This window comes from Kitasatospora sp. NPDC032757 (genome assembly GCF_055579305.1).
In genome coordinates this window covers 57,374-70,667 of the sequence record NZ_JBVINN010000006.1, presented here as the reverse complement: position 1 = coordinate 70,667, position 13,294 = coordinate 57,374, and the positions used below count along the sequence as shown (strand labels likewise).

Below are 13,294 nucleotides of genomic sequence, written 5' to 3'. Positions count from 1 at the left end.
GACGGGTGGTCGGAGGGCGGCCGACGGGTGGTCGGTAGGGAGCCGACGGGTGGTCGGAGGGGAGTCGGACACCTCGAGCCGGAGGACGAGGGCGCGTTCCGCCGCGACCTTCCGCGCCCCTGGCTCGTCACCGGCATCCACCCAGGCGCGCGTACTCGGCCTCCGGATCGAGCTGGGCCCGGTAGCCGAAGTGCAGCCGTAGGGTGCCGTCCGGACCGGCGTGGGTGGTGAGCGGGTTCCGGCCGGCCGGGAGCAGGCGCGGCGCCGCCCACTGCTGGGCCAGGACGGCGAGCGGCGTGGCGTCGCCGGCCGTGGCGATCCAGGTGGCCCGCCCGCCGGCGACGGTGGCGAGGTAGCCGGCGGACAGGATCCCGTCGAGGAGCGACCGGACGGAGGTGTCGTCCGGCACGTCCCGCGTCCCGGCGTGTGGCGCGGCGACGTCGTCGCCCATCGCGACACTGTCCCGGGTCAGTTGGACTCGCACACCCGGCAGCCTAACCGGTCGTTCCGGATGAGACCGGGGCAATCGACGTCGAGTCGCCTGCGTTCCTGGTGGAGTCACCGGAGCGGACAGGCCGGCGAGCACCCGGGTCGCGCTCTCGGTGCTCGCCGGCCTCTCACCGGCCACGCGGCGGCGATGCCGCTGATCGTGCCGCGGTCAGCGGGCGGCAGCGAAGTGGGCGAGCGTCTCCGCGAGTTGGGAGTGCCGGGGCTGGGGCAGGTCCTCGAGGCCGAACCAGTCGAGGGCGTCGAACTTGTGGGGCTCGCCGATGACGACCTGAGCAGGGTCCACCTCGACGGCGAACAGGACCGCGACCCAGTGCGAGACCGGGGTGCCGCGCAGGATGTTGCGTACGCCCAGGGTCTCGACGGCCAGGGCCTCGGCGCCGTACTCCTCGCGGACCTCGCGCCGCACGGCCGACTCGAAGGACTCGCCGTGCTCCAGCGCCCCCGCTCCGGTGTCCCAGGTGCCCGGCTCGTCCCGGGCGCCGGCGCTGCGCCGGGCGAGCAGGATGCGGCCGTTGCCGTCGTGGCAGACGAAGACGCAGGACACCGTGGGGGCGGTGAGTGCCCTTTCGACGGGACGTCCGGTCGAGGTGGGGTTCATGCGGTGGTGACTCCGGTGGCGAGGACGGTCAGAAGTGGTCGAGGAGCTCACGGAAGGTGCGAAGCCGCAGGACGGCGTCGTCGGCCGGGTCCAGCTCGCTGTGCTCCAGCACCCAGGTGTGGTCGTTGGGGATGAAGACGGCGTTCATGCCTGCTGCCCGCGCCGGCAGGATGTCCGACTTCGGCGAGTTGCCGATCATCCAGCTGGTGGCGGGGGTGAGGCCGTGCTCCGCCACGAAGCTGCGGTAGGTCGCGGCGTCCTTCTCGTCGACGATGTCGATCGCCTTGAAGTGGTGCGCCAGTCGGGAGCCGTCGATCTTGCGCTGCTGCTCCTCCCGGTTGCCCTTGGTGAGCATCAGCAGGGTGTGCCGGCCGCTGAGGACGGAGAGGGTCTCGGCGACGTCGGCGATGAGCTCCACCCGGTAGCCGGCCAGGACGGCGGCCAACTCCTCGATCTCGGAGAGCTCCTGGGCCGTGGCGGGCCTGCCGCGCAGCTTCTCGACGCAGTCACCGAGACTGCGCAGCAGCATCCGGCTGCCGTACCCGTGGGTGACGGCGTTGGCCCTCTGGACGTCGTCGAGGGCGGCCCGCAGCTGGGCCTGGTCGAGCGTGGGGTGCCGGAGCCAGTTCAGGTAGTCGTGGATCACGCGCTCGAACAGCACGTTGTTCTCCCACAATGTGTCGTCCGCGTCGAAGACGAGTACCTGCCCGGTGTGCGGCATCAAGACCCCCAAGATCATTACACTGACTACCCGGTGACCCTAACCGGAATCGCGCCGGCCTGCCCGGATTTTCGGGAAGGGCTCCCCCGGGCCGAACGGTCCTGCTCACCCCTCGGATACGGGAGGAGCCGGCAGGCTCGGCCGGGTACCCGGCCTTTCCGGGCCCGCCGGCGGATCCCACCCGGACACCCGCCCACGGACCCCGCCCACGGGCCCGCTCTGCGGATGCGCCGCGCCTCGCCCGGGTGCTGCCCGTTTGACAAACCCGGTTGCCGGAGCGGCAGATAGAAGGCATGGCCCATTCCCACCACACCGACGATGCCGCGGACGGACCCGGTGCCACCGAGGAGCTCTCCACCGTCCTGGACGCGGTGGGTCCGCGGCTGCGGGCGCTGCGGCGTGAACGGGGGACCACGCTGGCCCGGTTGAGCGAGGCCACCGGGATCTCCCTGAGCACTCTCTCCCGCCTGGAGTCCGGAGGGCGCAAGCCCACCCTGGAACTGCTGCTGCCGTTGGCCCGGGAGTACCGCGTCCCGCTGGACGAGCTGGTCGGCGCCCCGGCCACCGGGGACCCGCGGGTCCACGCCCGCCCGTTCACCCGGGGCGGCCAGACCTTCGTCCCGCTCACCCGCCACCTCGGCGGGCTGCACGCCTACAAGCAGATCATGCCCCCGGGCTTCCGGGCCGGCCCCGAGGTGGAGCCCAAGGTGCACGAGGGCCACGAGTGGGTGTACGTCCTGGCGGGCCGGCTGCGCCTGCTGCTCGGCTCGCAGGACCTGGTGCTCACGGCCGGCGAGGCGGCCGAGTTCGACACCCGGATCCCGCACGCCTTCGGCAACGCCGGGCCGAACGCGGTCGAGTTCCTGAGCCTGTTCGGCGCGCAGGGCGAGCGCATGCACGTCCGGGCGCGACCGGGAACCTCCGATCGTTAGCTGACAAGCGGGGTTTCCGTCCGGGCCCCGCAGGCCGTTGGGAGGGGCCCAGGGATGAGTGGCGAGAACACTGCGGAGACCGGCGGGACGGCTGGGGCATCGGATGCGGGTGATGCGGCCGGCCGGAGCGAGGTGATCGTCACCGACGACCTGGCGGGCGGCGCTGCGGAGTCCGGGAGCGCGGACGGGTCCGACGCCGGCGGGGAGCCGAAGCGCGGCCGGGCGGAGCGCAGGAAGCGCCCGTTCTGGCAGGAGCTGCCGATCCTGGTGGTGGTCGCCCTGCTGCTCTCACTGGGCATCAAGACCTTCTTCGTACAGGCGTTCTCGATCCCCTCCGGCTCGATGCAGCACACCCTGGAGGAGGGTGACCGGGTCCTGGTCGACAAGCTGACCCCGTGGTTCGGCGCCACGCCCGAGCGCGGCGAGGTGGTGGTCTTCCGCGACCCGGGCGGCTGGCTGGAGACGGAGCCGGAGGAGTCCGGAAACTCCGTCGTCCGGGGCATCAGGAAGGCGCTGAGCGTGGTCGGCCTGATGCCCTCGCAGGACGAGAAGGACCTGATCAAGCGAGTGATCGCGGTCGGCGGCGACACCGTCGAGTGCAATGCCGGCAGCCCGGTGAAGGTGAACGGCGTGGCACTGGACGAGCCGTACATCTACCCGGGGGCGACACCCTGCGGCGAGGCGCCGGTCGGGACGGTCAAGGTCCCCAAGGACCGGATCTGGGTCATGGGCGACCACCGCAATGCCTCCCGCGACTCCCGCTACCACGTCAACGAGCCCGGTGGCGGCTTCGTGCCGGTGGACAACGTGATCGGGCGCGCCTTCGTCGTCGCCTGGCCGGTCGGTCACTGGGACACCTTGTCCGTCCCCGGCACCTTCGACCAGAAGGCCCTCGACAACCAGCAGGCACAGGCCGGTGCGGCTGCGGCGACCGGCGTCGGCGGCGCCGACCCGCTGGAGGAGTTGCCGGCCCCGGAGGCCGCCGCGCTCGCCGCCGTCGTCCCGGCGGCCCTCTGGCAGCGCCGCCGGGCCGCCCGGCGGACGGGTGCCCAGGAGGCGGACGGCGCGTCGTCCTGAGCTCCTCCGAGGGGTGGGATGAACGGTTCCGCCCCGCCCCCACCGGCCGGTCCGCACGGCGCACGCCGCCATCTGGTCCTGGTCCTGGCCCGGGCGGGGCGGACGGGCTGGGGCGCGGTGGGACGGGGCCGGGCGTGAGGGTGTGGCAGCTTGTGTCGCGTTCCGTCCCGCTGAGATCTACACCGCTGTAGAGTCTGGCGGGTGAGCTGTACGTCCGGTCGCCCGGCCGTCCCGTTGCGGGGGCCGGCGGCCCGGTCCGGAACGGGAGGCGGAACCGTGGTGGAGAGTCGGCGCAGTCCGGTGCGGGACGGCGGGCACGGCGGTCCGGCGGTCGCGGAGGCGGACGTCGAGTGGGTCTACCAGCCGGTCGAGGTGCACTTCGGCGACGGCAGTTGGGCGCTCGGCCGGGTCAGCGGATGGTGGCAGGACGCGGCCGGGATGCGCTGGTGCCGGCTGCGGGTGGCCCGCAGCGGCTCCCCGGCGTGCTGGGAGCCGTTCGACCCGGCCCGGGTGGTGCTGCTGCCGGGAGGCGGTCTCTGATTCAGGCGTTCCGATCCCGGCGTTCTGAGCCGGGCGTTCCGGCTGGAACCGTGGCCGAGCCGGGGCCCGGATGCGTCGCCACTGCGACACCGCGCTCGACCTGGCCGGCCGGCTCGCCGCGCACCCGGCCGTCACCGCCGTCCACTGCCCGGGCCTGCCCGCCCACCCCGACCACGAGCTGGCCCGCCGTCTGCTGCCCGAGGGCCACGGCGGCGTCCTCGCCTTCGACCTGGCCGGCGGCCGCGAGGCGGCCCGCGCCCTCACCGAGTCGGTCCGGCTCGCCTCCCTCGCCCCCTCGCTCGGTGGCGTGCACACCCTGATCATCCACCCGGCCAGCACCTCGCACCGTCAGCTGGGCGACGCCGGACTGGCCGCCGCCGGCATCGGCCCCGGCACCGTCCGCCTCGCGGTGGGCATCGAGCACCCCGAGGACCTCTGGACCGACCTCGACCAGGCACTCGCCAAGCTCTGAGCAGGCGTCAGCACGCCGACCCGATCGTCGCCGCGTTGCACGTCGCCGCGTTGCACGTCGCCGCGCCGCACGGGCGAGGCGCCGATCGCCGAGGCGCCGATCATCGTCAGCGCCGACCGGCCGGGTGAGCCGGCCCGGAGACACCCGAGCGGGGGCGGCGGGCGCCGTCGGGCCCCGCGGCGTCCGCTCCCGCTCGGGGGACTCGTGGTCAGGCGTCGCCATCCCGGGTGGCGCATCCGCCTCAGGCGTCCCCGCGCGGGCGGATGCCGTCGAGGGCGAGTTCGACGAAGCGGCGCCAGTCGCCGTGGCCGGTGCGGATGACTCCGGACATGCAGCCCACCAGGGTGTAGACATCCGCCACGGTGAGATCGTGCCGGAGGGTGCCGCTCGCGCGCCCCTGGTCGATCAGTGCCCCGACCGCGCTCTCGAGTCGGGTGAGCATCTCGCCCCTGGGCGCCGACGAGCCCACTGCCGCCGCGAGGGCCACGGACAGCCCCCGGTCCTCGGCGAGCAGCCGGCCGACATGGTGGAGGTACCGGACCAGCCCCTGTCCGGACTCGGGGTCGGACAGGCCTTCGGTGCGGGCGAACTCCAGGATCTCGGCGAACCGGTGCTCCGCCGCGGCCTCGACCAGGGCCTGGCGGGTCGGGAAGTGCCGGTACACGGTGCCCATGCCGACCCCGGCGGCGCGTGCCACCTCCGGCATCTGGACCTCGTCGCCGCGTTCCTCGAACAGGGCGCGCGCCGCTGCCAGGACGCGGGCGCGGTTGCGCTCGGCGTCGGCACGCGGCTTGCGGGCACCGGGTGTTGACGGCGTTGGCGGCGTTGACAACGCGACCACTCTCCTGTCTGAATGGAAACGGAAGCGGATTCCGGTTCCGATTATGCCATGCGAAGAGAGGCTGAGCTCATGTCCGAAGGCCGTTTCATCCTGCTCGGGCCGGGGGGCGCCCGCCCGGGGCGGGTCCCGCTGCCGCCCGCGTTCGCCGTCAAGGCGTCGACCGCCGACACCGAGGGCCGGCTCTCCCTCCTGGAGGTGACTCTCGCGAAGGACATCCCGCGGCACACCCACCACCGGGCGGACGAGTGCATCTACGTGCTGGACGGCGTCCTCGCGATCGAGTTCGACGATGTGACGCACTCGGCGCCGAAGGGCACGTTCGCCCTGCTGCCGCGCGGCGTCCCGCACGCGCTCCGCCGCGCCTCCGACCCGCCCCCGCGCGTCCTGCAGATCTCCTCGCCCGGCGGCTGGGAGCAGTACGTCGAGGACCTGATCGAGGCCGGGCCCACCGTCCTGACCGACGGCGAGCTGGATCCGGCGAAGATCAACCCGATCGCGGCCCGGCACCACATCACCTACGACGAGGGCGGGCAGGACTGACCGCCCCGTACGAGGCCGGCCACCGTCGGCGCCCCCCGGGCGGTCAGCGCAGTGCGGCCGCCGCGGACCCCGGCCCGTCCGCCCGCGGGCGCGGCCGGGCCGCCAGGACGGCGATGTCGTCCTCGGCGGCCGGGGCGGTCGGCCCGGTGGGGGCGAGGGCGTGCAGGAGGGCGTCCAGCAGGTCGTCCAGCTCACCGCCGGCGGGCAGGCGGAGGGCGGCGAGGCGGGCGAGGGAGGCGTCGATGTCCTCGTCCCGTCGTTCGACCAGGCCGTCGGTGTAGAGCAACAGCGTTTCGCCGGGCAGCAGTTCGCGGGTGGTCTGCTCGTAGCCGCCGAAGCCGGTGCCGAGGGGAGGGCCGGTGGGGATCTGCAGCAGTTCGGTCGGGCGGCCGGGGGAGATCAGGACGGGCGGGAGATGGCCGGCGCTGGAGAGGGTCCAGCGGCCCCGGCCCGGGTCGGCGAGGGCGAGCAGGCAGGTCGCCGGGCGGGCGGACTCGTTGGCGGCGATGACGGTGTCGAGCTGGCGCAGGATCCGGTGCGGCGGCAGGTCCATGCCCGCCACGTCGCGCAGGGTGGAGCGGTAGGTGCTCATGTCGACGGCCGCCTCGACGCCGTGGCCCATGACGTCGCCCATCACCAGCAGGGTCCGCCCGAACGGCAGCCGGACCGTCTCGTACCAGTCGCCGCCGACCACCGAACTGGAGCCGGAGGGCAGGTAGCGGGAGGCGAGTTCGAGGTTCTGGTGCGGGCTGCCGGGTTCGCTGAGCAGGGCCCGCTGGAGTTCGAGGGCGATGCCCTGGGAGCGGGTGTAGCGGCGGGCGTTGTCGATGCCGGTGGCGGCGCGGGCGGCGAGGTCGCCGATGAGGGCGGCCTCGTCCGGGGTGAAACCGGGCGAGGCGGCGGTGCGGGCCAGGGTCAGCAGGCCGACCAGCCGGCCGCGGGCGGACAACGGCACCGCGAGCAGCGAGGTCAGCCCGGTGGCCCGGTAGGCGGCCAGGGCGGCCGGATCGGGCGCGGCATGGGCGAGTCCCTCGTCCGCGAGCCCGTTCACGAGCACCGCGACGCCGGCGGTCAGGGCGCGTGCGGCGGCCGATCCCTCCCGGTACCGCACGGTCTCGCCGGGCCCCGCGGGTGCCGCCGCCGCCTCGCTGAGGCGCCCGGTGCACTGGACGGCGGCACGGTGGAGCCGCAGACCGCCGGCCCGGCCGGTGTGGGCGGCGGAGTCGGGCGGCAGGACGTCGACGGTCACCAGCTCGGCGAGCCGGGGCACGGCGAAGGAGGCCAGTTCGGCGCAGGTGGTGCCGACGTCGAGTGTGGTGCCGATCCGCTCGGCGGCCGCGTCCAGCAGCGCCAGCCGGGCCCGGGCCTGCGCGAGTTCGCGCCGCAGCTCCTCCCCCGGACCGGGGTCGTCCAGCACGACGACCACCACGCCGGTGATGCGCCCGCCGGCCTCCAGTGGCCGGTAGCGGACCCGCAGGCCGGCCGGCACCGGGGCGCCCGCGCCGTCCGGCCCGCCGGTGGTCCGCTCGCGGCCCCGGCCGTCGGCCAGGACGTGGTGCAGTGTGCCGGCCGCGGCCGCGAAGGCCGTGCTCTCGACCGGCCGGCCGAGCAGGTCGGCGCGGCGCAGCCCGGTGGCGGTGGTGAACGCGGCGTTGAGGTACTGCCAGCGAAGCCGCTCGTCCAGCAGCGCGACTCCGACGGGGGCGACGGCGAGCACCTCGCGGAGCAGATCCGGACTGTCACCCACCGTGACGGACTCGCCGCTCGCGGCCAGGGCCGCCGCTGCCGCCGCGCGTGACCGGCTGTCCGGACCCGTGGGCGCGGCGCCCTCTCCTCCGTTGCCGTACCGGAACCGCATACGCCCATGATCACGCGCCGGGCCGCGGTACGCCCACGGACCGGTGAAACTTTGACTCACCGGTGGCGATGTTGTAACCGGCCCGGGCCCGGGCCCGGTGCCAGGTCCGTTTCCGGAGCCGCGGTGTCGCCGGTTCGGGCCTCGCCCGGCCGCCGGTCGGAGAGCGGGCTCAGGCTCCGCGCCCCGTGGGCGGCCGCTTCAGTTTGGCCCAGACGGTTTCCAGCGCGGCGATGTCCGCGTCGTCCAGCCGGTCGTCGAAGGCCTCGGCGAGCGTCGCGCGCCGGGTGGCGTCGGCCTCGGCGAAGAGCCGGTGCCCCTCCGTGGTGAGTGCGATGCGGACGGAGCGGGCGTCGGTGGGGGAGGGGGCGCGTTCGACCAGACCGCGGGCCTGGAGCGAGTCGGCGACCCGGGAGACCTGGCTGCGGCTGAGCAGGGTCTTCGCGCCGAGGTCGGAGGCGGCGACCGGCTCGTCCTGGCCGTGCAGCCAGAGCATCACCTCGAACCAGGAGAGCGGCAGGTCGTGGGCCTTGGCCAGGGCCTGGTCGACGCGCGCGCTGAGGGTGGCACCGGCCCAGACCAGGCCGTAGAAGGCGTGGTCGCGGGCGGTGAGGTCTCCCAGGGTGAGGTCGGTGCGCGCCATGCCCGGCACTCTACCTGTTTGCGTGTGCGCGCACATAGTGCCTATGGTGTGTGTGCACGCACATACCTGCCCCTGGGAGCGCTCCGCATGACCACCACCCGCACCGTCCTGATCACCGGCACCTCCTCCGGCATCGGCCTCGCCGCCGCCGTGGCCGCCGCCCGCGCCGGCTACCACGTCGTCGCGACCATGCGTGACCCCGGCCGTTCCGACGCCCTGCGCGCGGCCGCCGCCGAGGCCGGCGTGGCCGACCGGGTCGAGGTCGCCCGGCTGGACGTCACCGACCCCGCCTCCGTCGCCGACTGCCTGGCCGGAGTCCTCGGCCGGCACGGCCGGCTCGACGCCGTGGTGAACAACGCGGGTGCCGGCTACGTCGGCACCGTCGAACAGGACGGCCTCGACCCCGTCCGCGCCGCGATGGAGGTCAACTTCTTCGGCGTCGTCGACGTCACCCGGGCCGCGCTGCCGCACCTGCGGGCCACCGGCGGCCGGGTCGTCACCGTCACCAGCGTGGGCGGCGTCGTCGGCCAGCCCTTCAACGAGGCCTACTGCGCGGCCAAGTTCGCCGTCGAGGGCTTCATGGAGTCGCTCGCCCCGGTCGCCGCGACCGTCGGCGTCCACGTCACCGTGGTCGAACCGGGCGCCGTCGCCAGCGAGTTCGTCGCCAGCCAGGGCATCGACCTCCCCGCCCTGCTGACCGCCGCCGGCCCCTACGCCCCCGCGCTGAGCGCTTACGTCGAGCGCACCCGGGCCGCCTTCGACCAGGCCCAGACCTCCGCCGAGGCCGCCGAGACGGTACTCGACGCCCTGACCGCGGAGCAGCCGCCGTTCCGGGTGCAGACCTCCGACCGGGCGCGCGCCTTCGTCGGTGCCAAGCTCGCCGACCTGGACGGCGCGGCCGTCCAGCAGCTCACCGGCACCTGGGTCCGCTGACCGCCGCCGGCTGCCCGCAGACGGCTGCCCGCCGCGGGCTGACCGCAGTCGGCTGACCACCGCGGGCTGACCGCCGCCGGCTGACGGCCGGTCACGTCCGGAGCCTCCGGCCTGCTCGGGCCGGCGTTGCTCCGGGCGGTAGTGGCCCCGGCATGACAGGCGATCACCGGCCGGGGCGCGAGGCCGACACCGTCGCCGCGATCGTCGGCCACGACGAACCGGCCGGGAGCATCCCGTCGGCCGCGCCGTACCGGCTCACCGTCAACGGTTCCCCCCAACCCGGTGGCTGATGCGAGCGGCAGGTGTCCCACCCTGTGGGCCACCTGCCCCGCAGCCCGGTGGCCCGGCCGGTCACCGGTCATACTTGGGCGGCGGTGCCCGAGCCCGAGCGCCGCCGCGAGCCGCCACCACCGGGCCCGCGGAGCACGCCGAGCCCGGAGGACCCGATGAGCCGCCACCTGCCGACCACAGTTCCGCCGGGCGGGGCGCCGGCGCAGCCGTGGAACCGGCAGCGGCTGCGCAGCAACAACGAATGGCTGCTGCTCGAACTGCTGCGCACCGGCGGCCCCTCCTCGCGCGCCCAGCTCGCCCGCGACACCGGTCTCTCCAAGCCGACCGTCTCCACCGCCCTCGCCGCGCTGGAACAGGCCGGACTGGCCCGGGAGGCCGGCCGCTTCGTCCCCGAACGCGGCCGGACCGCCGTGCTGTACGAGCCCGACCCGACCGCCGGCCACGTCCTCGGCGTGGACATCGGCCGGGCCCGGCTGCGCGTCGCGGTGGCCGACCTCGCCGGGCGGATCGTCGCCCGCCGGGACGTCCCCAACAAGGGCCGCACCGCCAACGCGGTGGCCGACGCCGTGGTGGCCGCCGCCCGCGAGACCACCGCCGAGGCGGGCCTGGCCGCCGCCGAGATCGTCCACGCGGTGATCGGCACGCCCGGCGTCTGGGACGAGCAGCGGCGCGGCGTCCGGTACGCCACCAACCTACCCGGCTGGGGCAGACGCGGGCTGTTCGACCGGATCGGGGAGGGCCTGGAGACCAGGATCACCGTCGCCAACGACGCCAACCTCGCCGCCCTCGGCGAGTACACCCTCGGCGCCGGCCGCGGCAGCCGGATGTTCGCCTACCTGCTGATCGGCACCGGCCTCGGTGTGGGTGTCCTGAAGGACGGCGAGCTCCTCTCGGGTGCCCACGGCGCGGCCGGTGAGGTCGGCCTGGTGCCGCTGCCCGCCCGGCCCGACGGCGAACCGGGCGGGACGATCGAGCAGGCGGCCGCGGCGGACGCGGTGGTCCGGACGGCACTGGAGCTGGGCATGCGCGGCCCGCTCACGGCCAAGCAGGTCTTCGAGGCGGCCCGGTCCGGCGACCCCCTCGCCGTGGAGGCGGTGCACCGCGAGGCCGAGCAGCTCGCCTATGCCGTCGCCGTCCTGTCGGCCGTGCTCGACCCGGATCTGGTCGTCCTCGGCGGCGGCCTCGGCAACAGCGCCGACCTGCTGCTGGAACCCCTGGAGCGCGCACTGCAGCGCCTCACCCCCCTGCGGCCGAAGCTCGCCCCGAGCGAGCTGGGCGAGGAGGCGGTCCTGCTGGGTGCCGTCGCAACGGCGCTGGAGACCGCCCGCCCCGAGGTCTTCGAACGGCGCTCGGCGCCGGTGGGCTGAGCGTTCCACGCCTCCCGCGCGAGGCCGAGCGGCCTCTGCCCCCGGGCCGGACCTTCGGCTGACGATCGCCCTGCCCCGGAGCGTTGGCCGGCATGCTTCTGGCCACCCCTGTCGCGGACTCCCACGGCCGGGCCGCGCTGCGCCCACTGGCGGCCGGATTCCACCCGCACGGGTGAGGACGGCCCACATCGTGGGGCGAGCGGACCGGGCGTCAGGGCGTGCCGCGCCGGGGCCCGTGCGGTGGATCCTGGAGAACGGCCGCCAGAAGGTTGGTGACGAGGGGGCTCCGGTCGTTCCTGCGCCAGGCGACGGCGACGCGGGTGCGGGCCGTGTCGGGTTCGATCCGGCGGAAGGCCACTCCCTTGAGCCTGATCCGCCGGATGCTCGCCGGGGCCAGGGAGACACCGAGCCCGGTTTCCACCAGTGCGCAGACGGTCTGCCACTCCGTCGCGTGCTGGGCCACCCGGGGGGAGAAGCCGGCGGCGACGCACAGACCGGTGATCTGGTCGTGCAGCCGCGGCCCGGCCTCGCGGGGCAGGAGAACGAACGGCGAGTCCGCCAGCCGGGAGAGGTGGACGGTTCGCCGGGACGCCAGCGGGTGCGCGGCGGGCAGGACGGCCACGAAGCTTTCGGTCAGGACGGTCTCGAACCCCAAGTCCGGCTCTTCGGCGGGTGGTTCGCGCAGCAGTCCGATGTCGATGCTCCCCTCGTGCAGGGCCCGGATCTGCGGCGCGGTGGTCATCTCGTGGATGTCCAGGTGCACGCCGGGGAACTGCTCCCGGTAGGTGCGCAGCAAGCCGGGCAGGACGGTGAGGGCGAGGGAGGCGGAGAACCCTATGCGGAGCCGGCCGGCCTTCCCGCTGCCGGCGGCCCGCGCCGCCGCCAGCCCGTCGGCGAGGTCCGTGAGGGCCCGCTGGGCGGCGGGCAGGAGCTGACGGCCCGCCGCGGTGAGGGCTACGCGCCCCGGCTCCCGGCTGAACAGCGGGTGGCCGACCTTCTCCTCGAGGCGGCGGATCTGCTGGCTCAGCGGCGGCTGCGCGATACCCAGGCGGGCGGCCGTGCGGCCGAAATGGAGCTCCTCGGCGAGGACGGTGAAGGCGTGCAGCTGCGGCAGGGGAAGTTCGGGGCGCTCCATACGCCCAGAGATATCAGACGATGGCCGTGGGTGTATTAGACGTATCATCGCAGGTCTCCTAGCGTTCCCTGCATGACAGAGCGACGCGCGATCCTCAGCGGTTCGACCTTCGAGGAACAGATCGGCTATGCCCGCGCCGTGGTCGACGGCGACTGGGTGCACGTGTCCGGCACCACCGGATTCGACTACGCCACCATGACGATCTCCGAGGACGTGGTGGAGCAGGCCGAGCAGTGCCTGCGCAACATCGGAGCGGCACTCACCGAAGCGGGGTGCGGATTCGCGGACGTCGTGCGGGTGCGCTACCTGCTGCCCGACCGGGAGGACTTCGAGCCCTGCTGGCCCGTCCTGCGGCGCTGCTTCGGAGACATCAGGCCGGCCGCGACGATGCTCGTGTGCGGCCTCGCCGATCCCCGGATGAAGATCGAGATCGAGGTGTACGCCCGGCGGGCCCTCCGGAAGGCCTGAAATCCGGAGGAGTACCTCGTCTGCAGGGTGCCGGATGTGACGCCCCGGCAGTACCTCCGCCTACTGCGCCCGCCCCACCACCGCGTCCTGCGCACCATCGGAGGCGCCCTGCCGAGGCGGGGTGCGGCCGGACGGGGTGGGTCGGCGGCCGGACGGGGTGGGTCGGCTGCCGGAAGGAAAATGCCCGATCGGGCACGAAATACTGCACTTCCCGCTGCCTTGTGGATCTTGCAGTACCGCGGCGGTGCCGGTAGACATGAGTCTTTGGGCCTGGTCCGGAGACACCGCCGCGCAGGCACCCACCGGACGCCGCGATCAGGGCGGGAACCGGCGGGCCGGGGGCGGCAGTCCTAGGGACGGGGACCTCGGCC

16 protein-coding genes are annotated in these 13,294 nt (G+C 74.5%); 9 read left to right on the top strand and 7 right to left on the bottom strand.

Annotation, left to right across the window (positions count from 1 at the left end; all coding sequences use genetic code 11):
• Window positions 1-127: 127 nt before the first annotated feature.
• The 3 genes from ACZ5WK_RS11185 to ACZ5WK_RS11175 all read right to left on the bottom strand — a co-directional run bounded on the left by ACZ5WK_RS11185 (window position 128) and on the right by ACZ5WK_RS11175 (window position 1,841).
• Window positions 128-484 (bottom strand): hypothetical protein, encoded by a 357-nt coding sequence (locus tag ACZ5WK_RS11185; protein ID WP_465547076.1) that lies wholly within the window; start codon window positions 482-484, stop codon window positions 128-130.
• A 174-nt stretch (window positions 485-658) separates the two neighbouring features.
• Entirely contained in the window at window positions 659-1,108 is a 450-nt protein-coding gene (locus ACZ5WK_RS11180) for an NUDIX domain-containing protein (RefSeq protein WP_465547075.1), read from the bottom strand.
• A gap of 28 nt (window positions 1,109-1,136) precedes the next feature.
• A complete protein-coding gene (locus ACZ5WK_RS11175) occupies window positions 1,137-1,841 on the bottom strand; it encodes an HAD family hydrolase (protein ID WP_465547074.1) in 705 nt (234 codons plus the stop codon).
• Between the two features lie 281 nt (window positions 1,842-2,122).
• Between ACZ5WK_RS11175 and ACZ5WK_RS11170 the strand changes: the two genes are divergently transcribed.
• From ACZ5WK_RS11170 to ACZ5WK_RS11155, 4 genes are all read left to right on the top strand, one after another.
• Window positions 2,123-2,761 (top strand): helix-turn-helix domain-containing protein, encoded by a 639-nt coding sequence (locus ACZ5WK_RS11170; RefSeq protein WP_465547073.1) that lies wholly within the window; start codon window positions 2,123-2,125, stop codon window positions 2,759-2,761.
• Window positions 2,762-2,815: 54 nt separating this feature from the next.
• Window positions 2,816-3,838 (top strand): signal peptidase I, encoded by a 1,023-nt coding sequence (gene lepB, locus ACZ5WK_RS11165; RefSeq protein ID WP_465547072.1) that lies wholly within the window; start codon window positions 2,816-2,818, stop codon window positions 3,836-3,838.
• A 276-nt stretch (window positions 3,839-4,114) separates the two neighbouring features.
• A complete protein-coding gene (locus tag ACZ5WK_RS11160; protein WP_396322299.1) occupies window positions 4,115-4,378 on the top strand; it encodes a hypothetical protein in 264 nt (87 codons plus the stop codon).
• A 70-nt stretch (window positions 4,379-4,448) separates the two neighbouring features.
• The gene (locus ACZ5WK_RS11155) at window positions 4,449-4,850 is read left to right on the top strand and encodes a PLP-dependent transferase (protein ID WP_465547071.1); all 402 of its coding nucleotides are present in this window, start codon (window positions 4,449-4,451) and stop codon (window positions 4,848-4,850) included.
• A gap of 241 nt (window positions 4,851-5,091) precedes the next feature.
• Here the strand turns inward: ACZ5WK_RS11155 and ACZ5WK_RS11150 are convergent, their stop codons facing one another.
• A complete protein-coding gene (locus ACZ5WK_RS11150; RefSeq protein WP_465547070.1) occupies window positions 5,092-5,682 on the bottom strand; it encodes a TetR/AcrR family transcriptional regulator in 591 nt (196 codons plus the stop codon).
• A 78-nt stretch (window positions 5,683-5,760) separates the two neighbouring features.
• Here ACZ5WK_RS11150 and ACZ5WK_RS11145 point away from each other — a divergent pair, with 78 nt between their 5' ends.
• Window positions 5,761-6,231: a cupin domain-containing protein gene (locus ACZ5WK_RS11145; protein ID WP_465547069.1), complete on the top strand. Its 471-nt coding sequence runs from the start codon at window positions 5,761-5,763 to the stop codon at window positions 6,229-6,231.
• A gap of 43 nt (window positions 6,232-6,274) precedes the next feature.
• On the opposite strand, the gene ACZ5WK_RS11140 is transcribed toward ACZ5WK_RS11145, so the two are convergent.
• Both ACZ5WK_RS11140 and ACZ5WK_RS11135 read right to left on the bottom strand, forming a co-directional pair.
• Window positions 6,275-8,089 (bottom strand): SpoIIE family protein phosphatase, encoded by a 1,815-nt coding sequence (locus tag ACZ5WK_RS11140; protein ID WP_465547068.1) that lies wholly within the window; start codon window positions 8,087-8,089, stop codon window positions 6,275-6,277.
• 169 nt (window positions 8,090-8,258) lie between these two features.
• Entirely contained in the window at window positions 8,259-8,729 is a 471-nt protein-coding gene (locus ACZ5WK_RS11135) for a MarR family winged helix-turn-helix transcriptional regulator (protein WP_465547067.1), read from the bottom strand.
• Between the two features lie 87 nt (window positions 8,730-8,816).
• Between ACZ5WK_RS11135 and ACZ5WK_RS11130 the strand changes: the two genes are divergently transcribed.
• The 3 genes from ACZ5WK_RS11130 to ACZ5WK_RS11120 all read left to right on the top strand — a co-directional run bounded on the left by ACZ5WK_RS11130 (window position 8,817) and on the right by ACZ5WK_RS11120 (window position 11,320).
• Window positions 8,817-9,662, top strand: a complete 846-nt coding sequence (locus ACZ5WK_RS11130; RefSeq protein ID WP_465547066.1) for an SDR family NAD(P)-dependent oxidoreductase — start codon at window positions 8,817-8,819, stop codon at window positions 9,660-9,662.
• 152 nt (window positions 9,663-9,814) lie between these two features.
• The gene (locus tag ACZ5WK_RS11125; RefSeq protein ID WP_465547065.1) at window positions 9,815-9,952 is read left to right on the top strand and encodes a hypothetical protein; all 138 of its coding nucleotides are present in this window, start codon (window positions 9,815-9,817) and stop codon (window positions 9,950-9,952) included.
• A 156-nt stretch (window positions 9,953-10,108) separates the two neighbouring features.
• Window positions 10,109-11,320 carry an ROK family transcriptional regulator gene (locus ACZ5WK_RS11120; RefSeq protein ID WP_465547064.1) on the top strand — a complete coding sequence of 404 codons (1,212 nt, stop codon included), beginning with the start codon at window positions 10,109-10,111 and terminating at the stop codon, window positions 11,318-11,320.
• 211 nt (window positions 11,321-11,531) lie between these two features.
• Here ACZ5WK_RS11120 and ACZ5WK_RS11115 read toward each other — a convergent pair whose 3' ends face one another.
• Window positions 11,532-12,455 carry a LysR family transcriptional regulator gene (locus tag ACZ5WK_RS11115; RefSeq protein WP_465547063.1) on the bottom strand — a complete coding sequence of 308 codons (924 nt, stop codon included), beginning with the start codon at window positions 12,453-12,455 and terminating at the stop codon, window positions 11,532-11,534.
• 72 nt (window positions 12,456-12,527) lie between these two features.
• Here ACZ5WK_RS11115 and ACZ5WK_RS11110 point away from each other — a divergent pair, with 72 nt between their 5' ends.
• Complete coding sequence (locus tag ACZ5WK_RS11110) at window positions 12,528-12,923, top strand: RidA family protein (RefSeq protein ID WP_465547062.1); 396 nt, start codon at window positions 12,528-12,530, stop codon at window positions 12,921-12,923.
• Window positions 12,924-13,294: the final 371 nt, after the last annotated feature.

What these genes read in the sequence shown, in the direction of transcription:
- ACZ5WK_RS11145 (WP_465547069.1), top strand. Translation starts at nt 5,761, where the DNA reads ATGTCCGAAGGCCGTTTCATCCTGCTCGGGCCGGGGGGCGCCCGCCCG.
- ACZ5WK_RS11135 (WP_465547067.1), bottom strand. Translation starts at nt 8,729, where the DNA reads ATGGCGCGCACCGACCTCACCCTGGGAGACCTCACCGCCCGCGACCAC.
- ACZ5WK_RS11170 (WP_465547073.1), top strand. Translation starts at nt 2,123, where the DNA reads ATGGCCCATTCCCACCACACCGACGATGCCGCGGACGGACCCGGTGCC.
- ACZ5WK_RS11140 (WP_465547068.1), bottom strand. Translation starts at nt 8,089, where the DNA reads ATGCGGTTCCGGTACGGCAACGGAGGAGAGGGCGCCGCGCCCACGGGT.
- ACZ5WK_RS11125 (WP_465547065.1), top strand. Translation starts at nt 9,815, where the DNA reads ATGACAGGCGATCACCGGCCGGGGCGCGAGGCCGACACCGTCGCCGCG.
- ACZ5WK_RS11155 (WP_465547071.1), top strand. Translation starts at nt 4,449, where the DNA reads ATGCGTCGCCACTGCGACACCGCGCTCGACCTGGCCGGCCGGCTCGCC.
- ACZ5WK_RS11115 (WP_465547063.1), bottom strand. Translation starts at nt 12,455, where the DNA reads ATGGAGCGCCCCGAACTTCCCCTGCCGCAGCTGCACGCCTTCACCGTC.
- ACZ5WK_RS11180 (WP_465547075.1), bottom strand. Translation starts at nt 1,108, where the DNA reads ATGAACCCCACCTCGACCGGACGTCCCGTCGAAAGGGCACTCACCGCC.
- lepB (WP_465547072.1), top strand. Translation starts at nt 2,816, where the DNA reads ATGAGTGGCGAGAACACTGCGGAGACCGGCGGGACGGCTGGGGCATCG.
- ACZ5WK_RS11110 (WP_465547062.1), top strand. Translation starts at nt 12,528, where the DNA reads ATGACAGAGCGACGCGCGATCCTCAGCGGTTCGACCTTCGAGGAACAG.
- ACZ5WK_RS11130 (WP_465547066.1), top strand. Translation starts at nt 8,817, where the DNA reads ATGACCACCACCCGCACCGTCCTGATCACCGGCACCTCCTCCGGCATC.
- ACZ5WK_RS11120 (WP_465547064.1), top strand. Translation starts at nt 10,109, where the DNA reads ATGAGCCGCCACCTGCCGACCACAGTTCCGCCGGGCGGGGCGCCGGCG.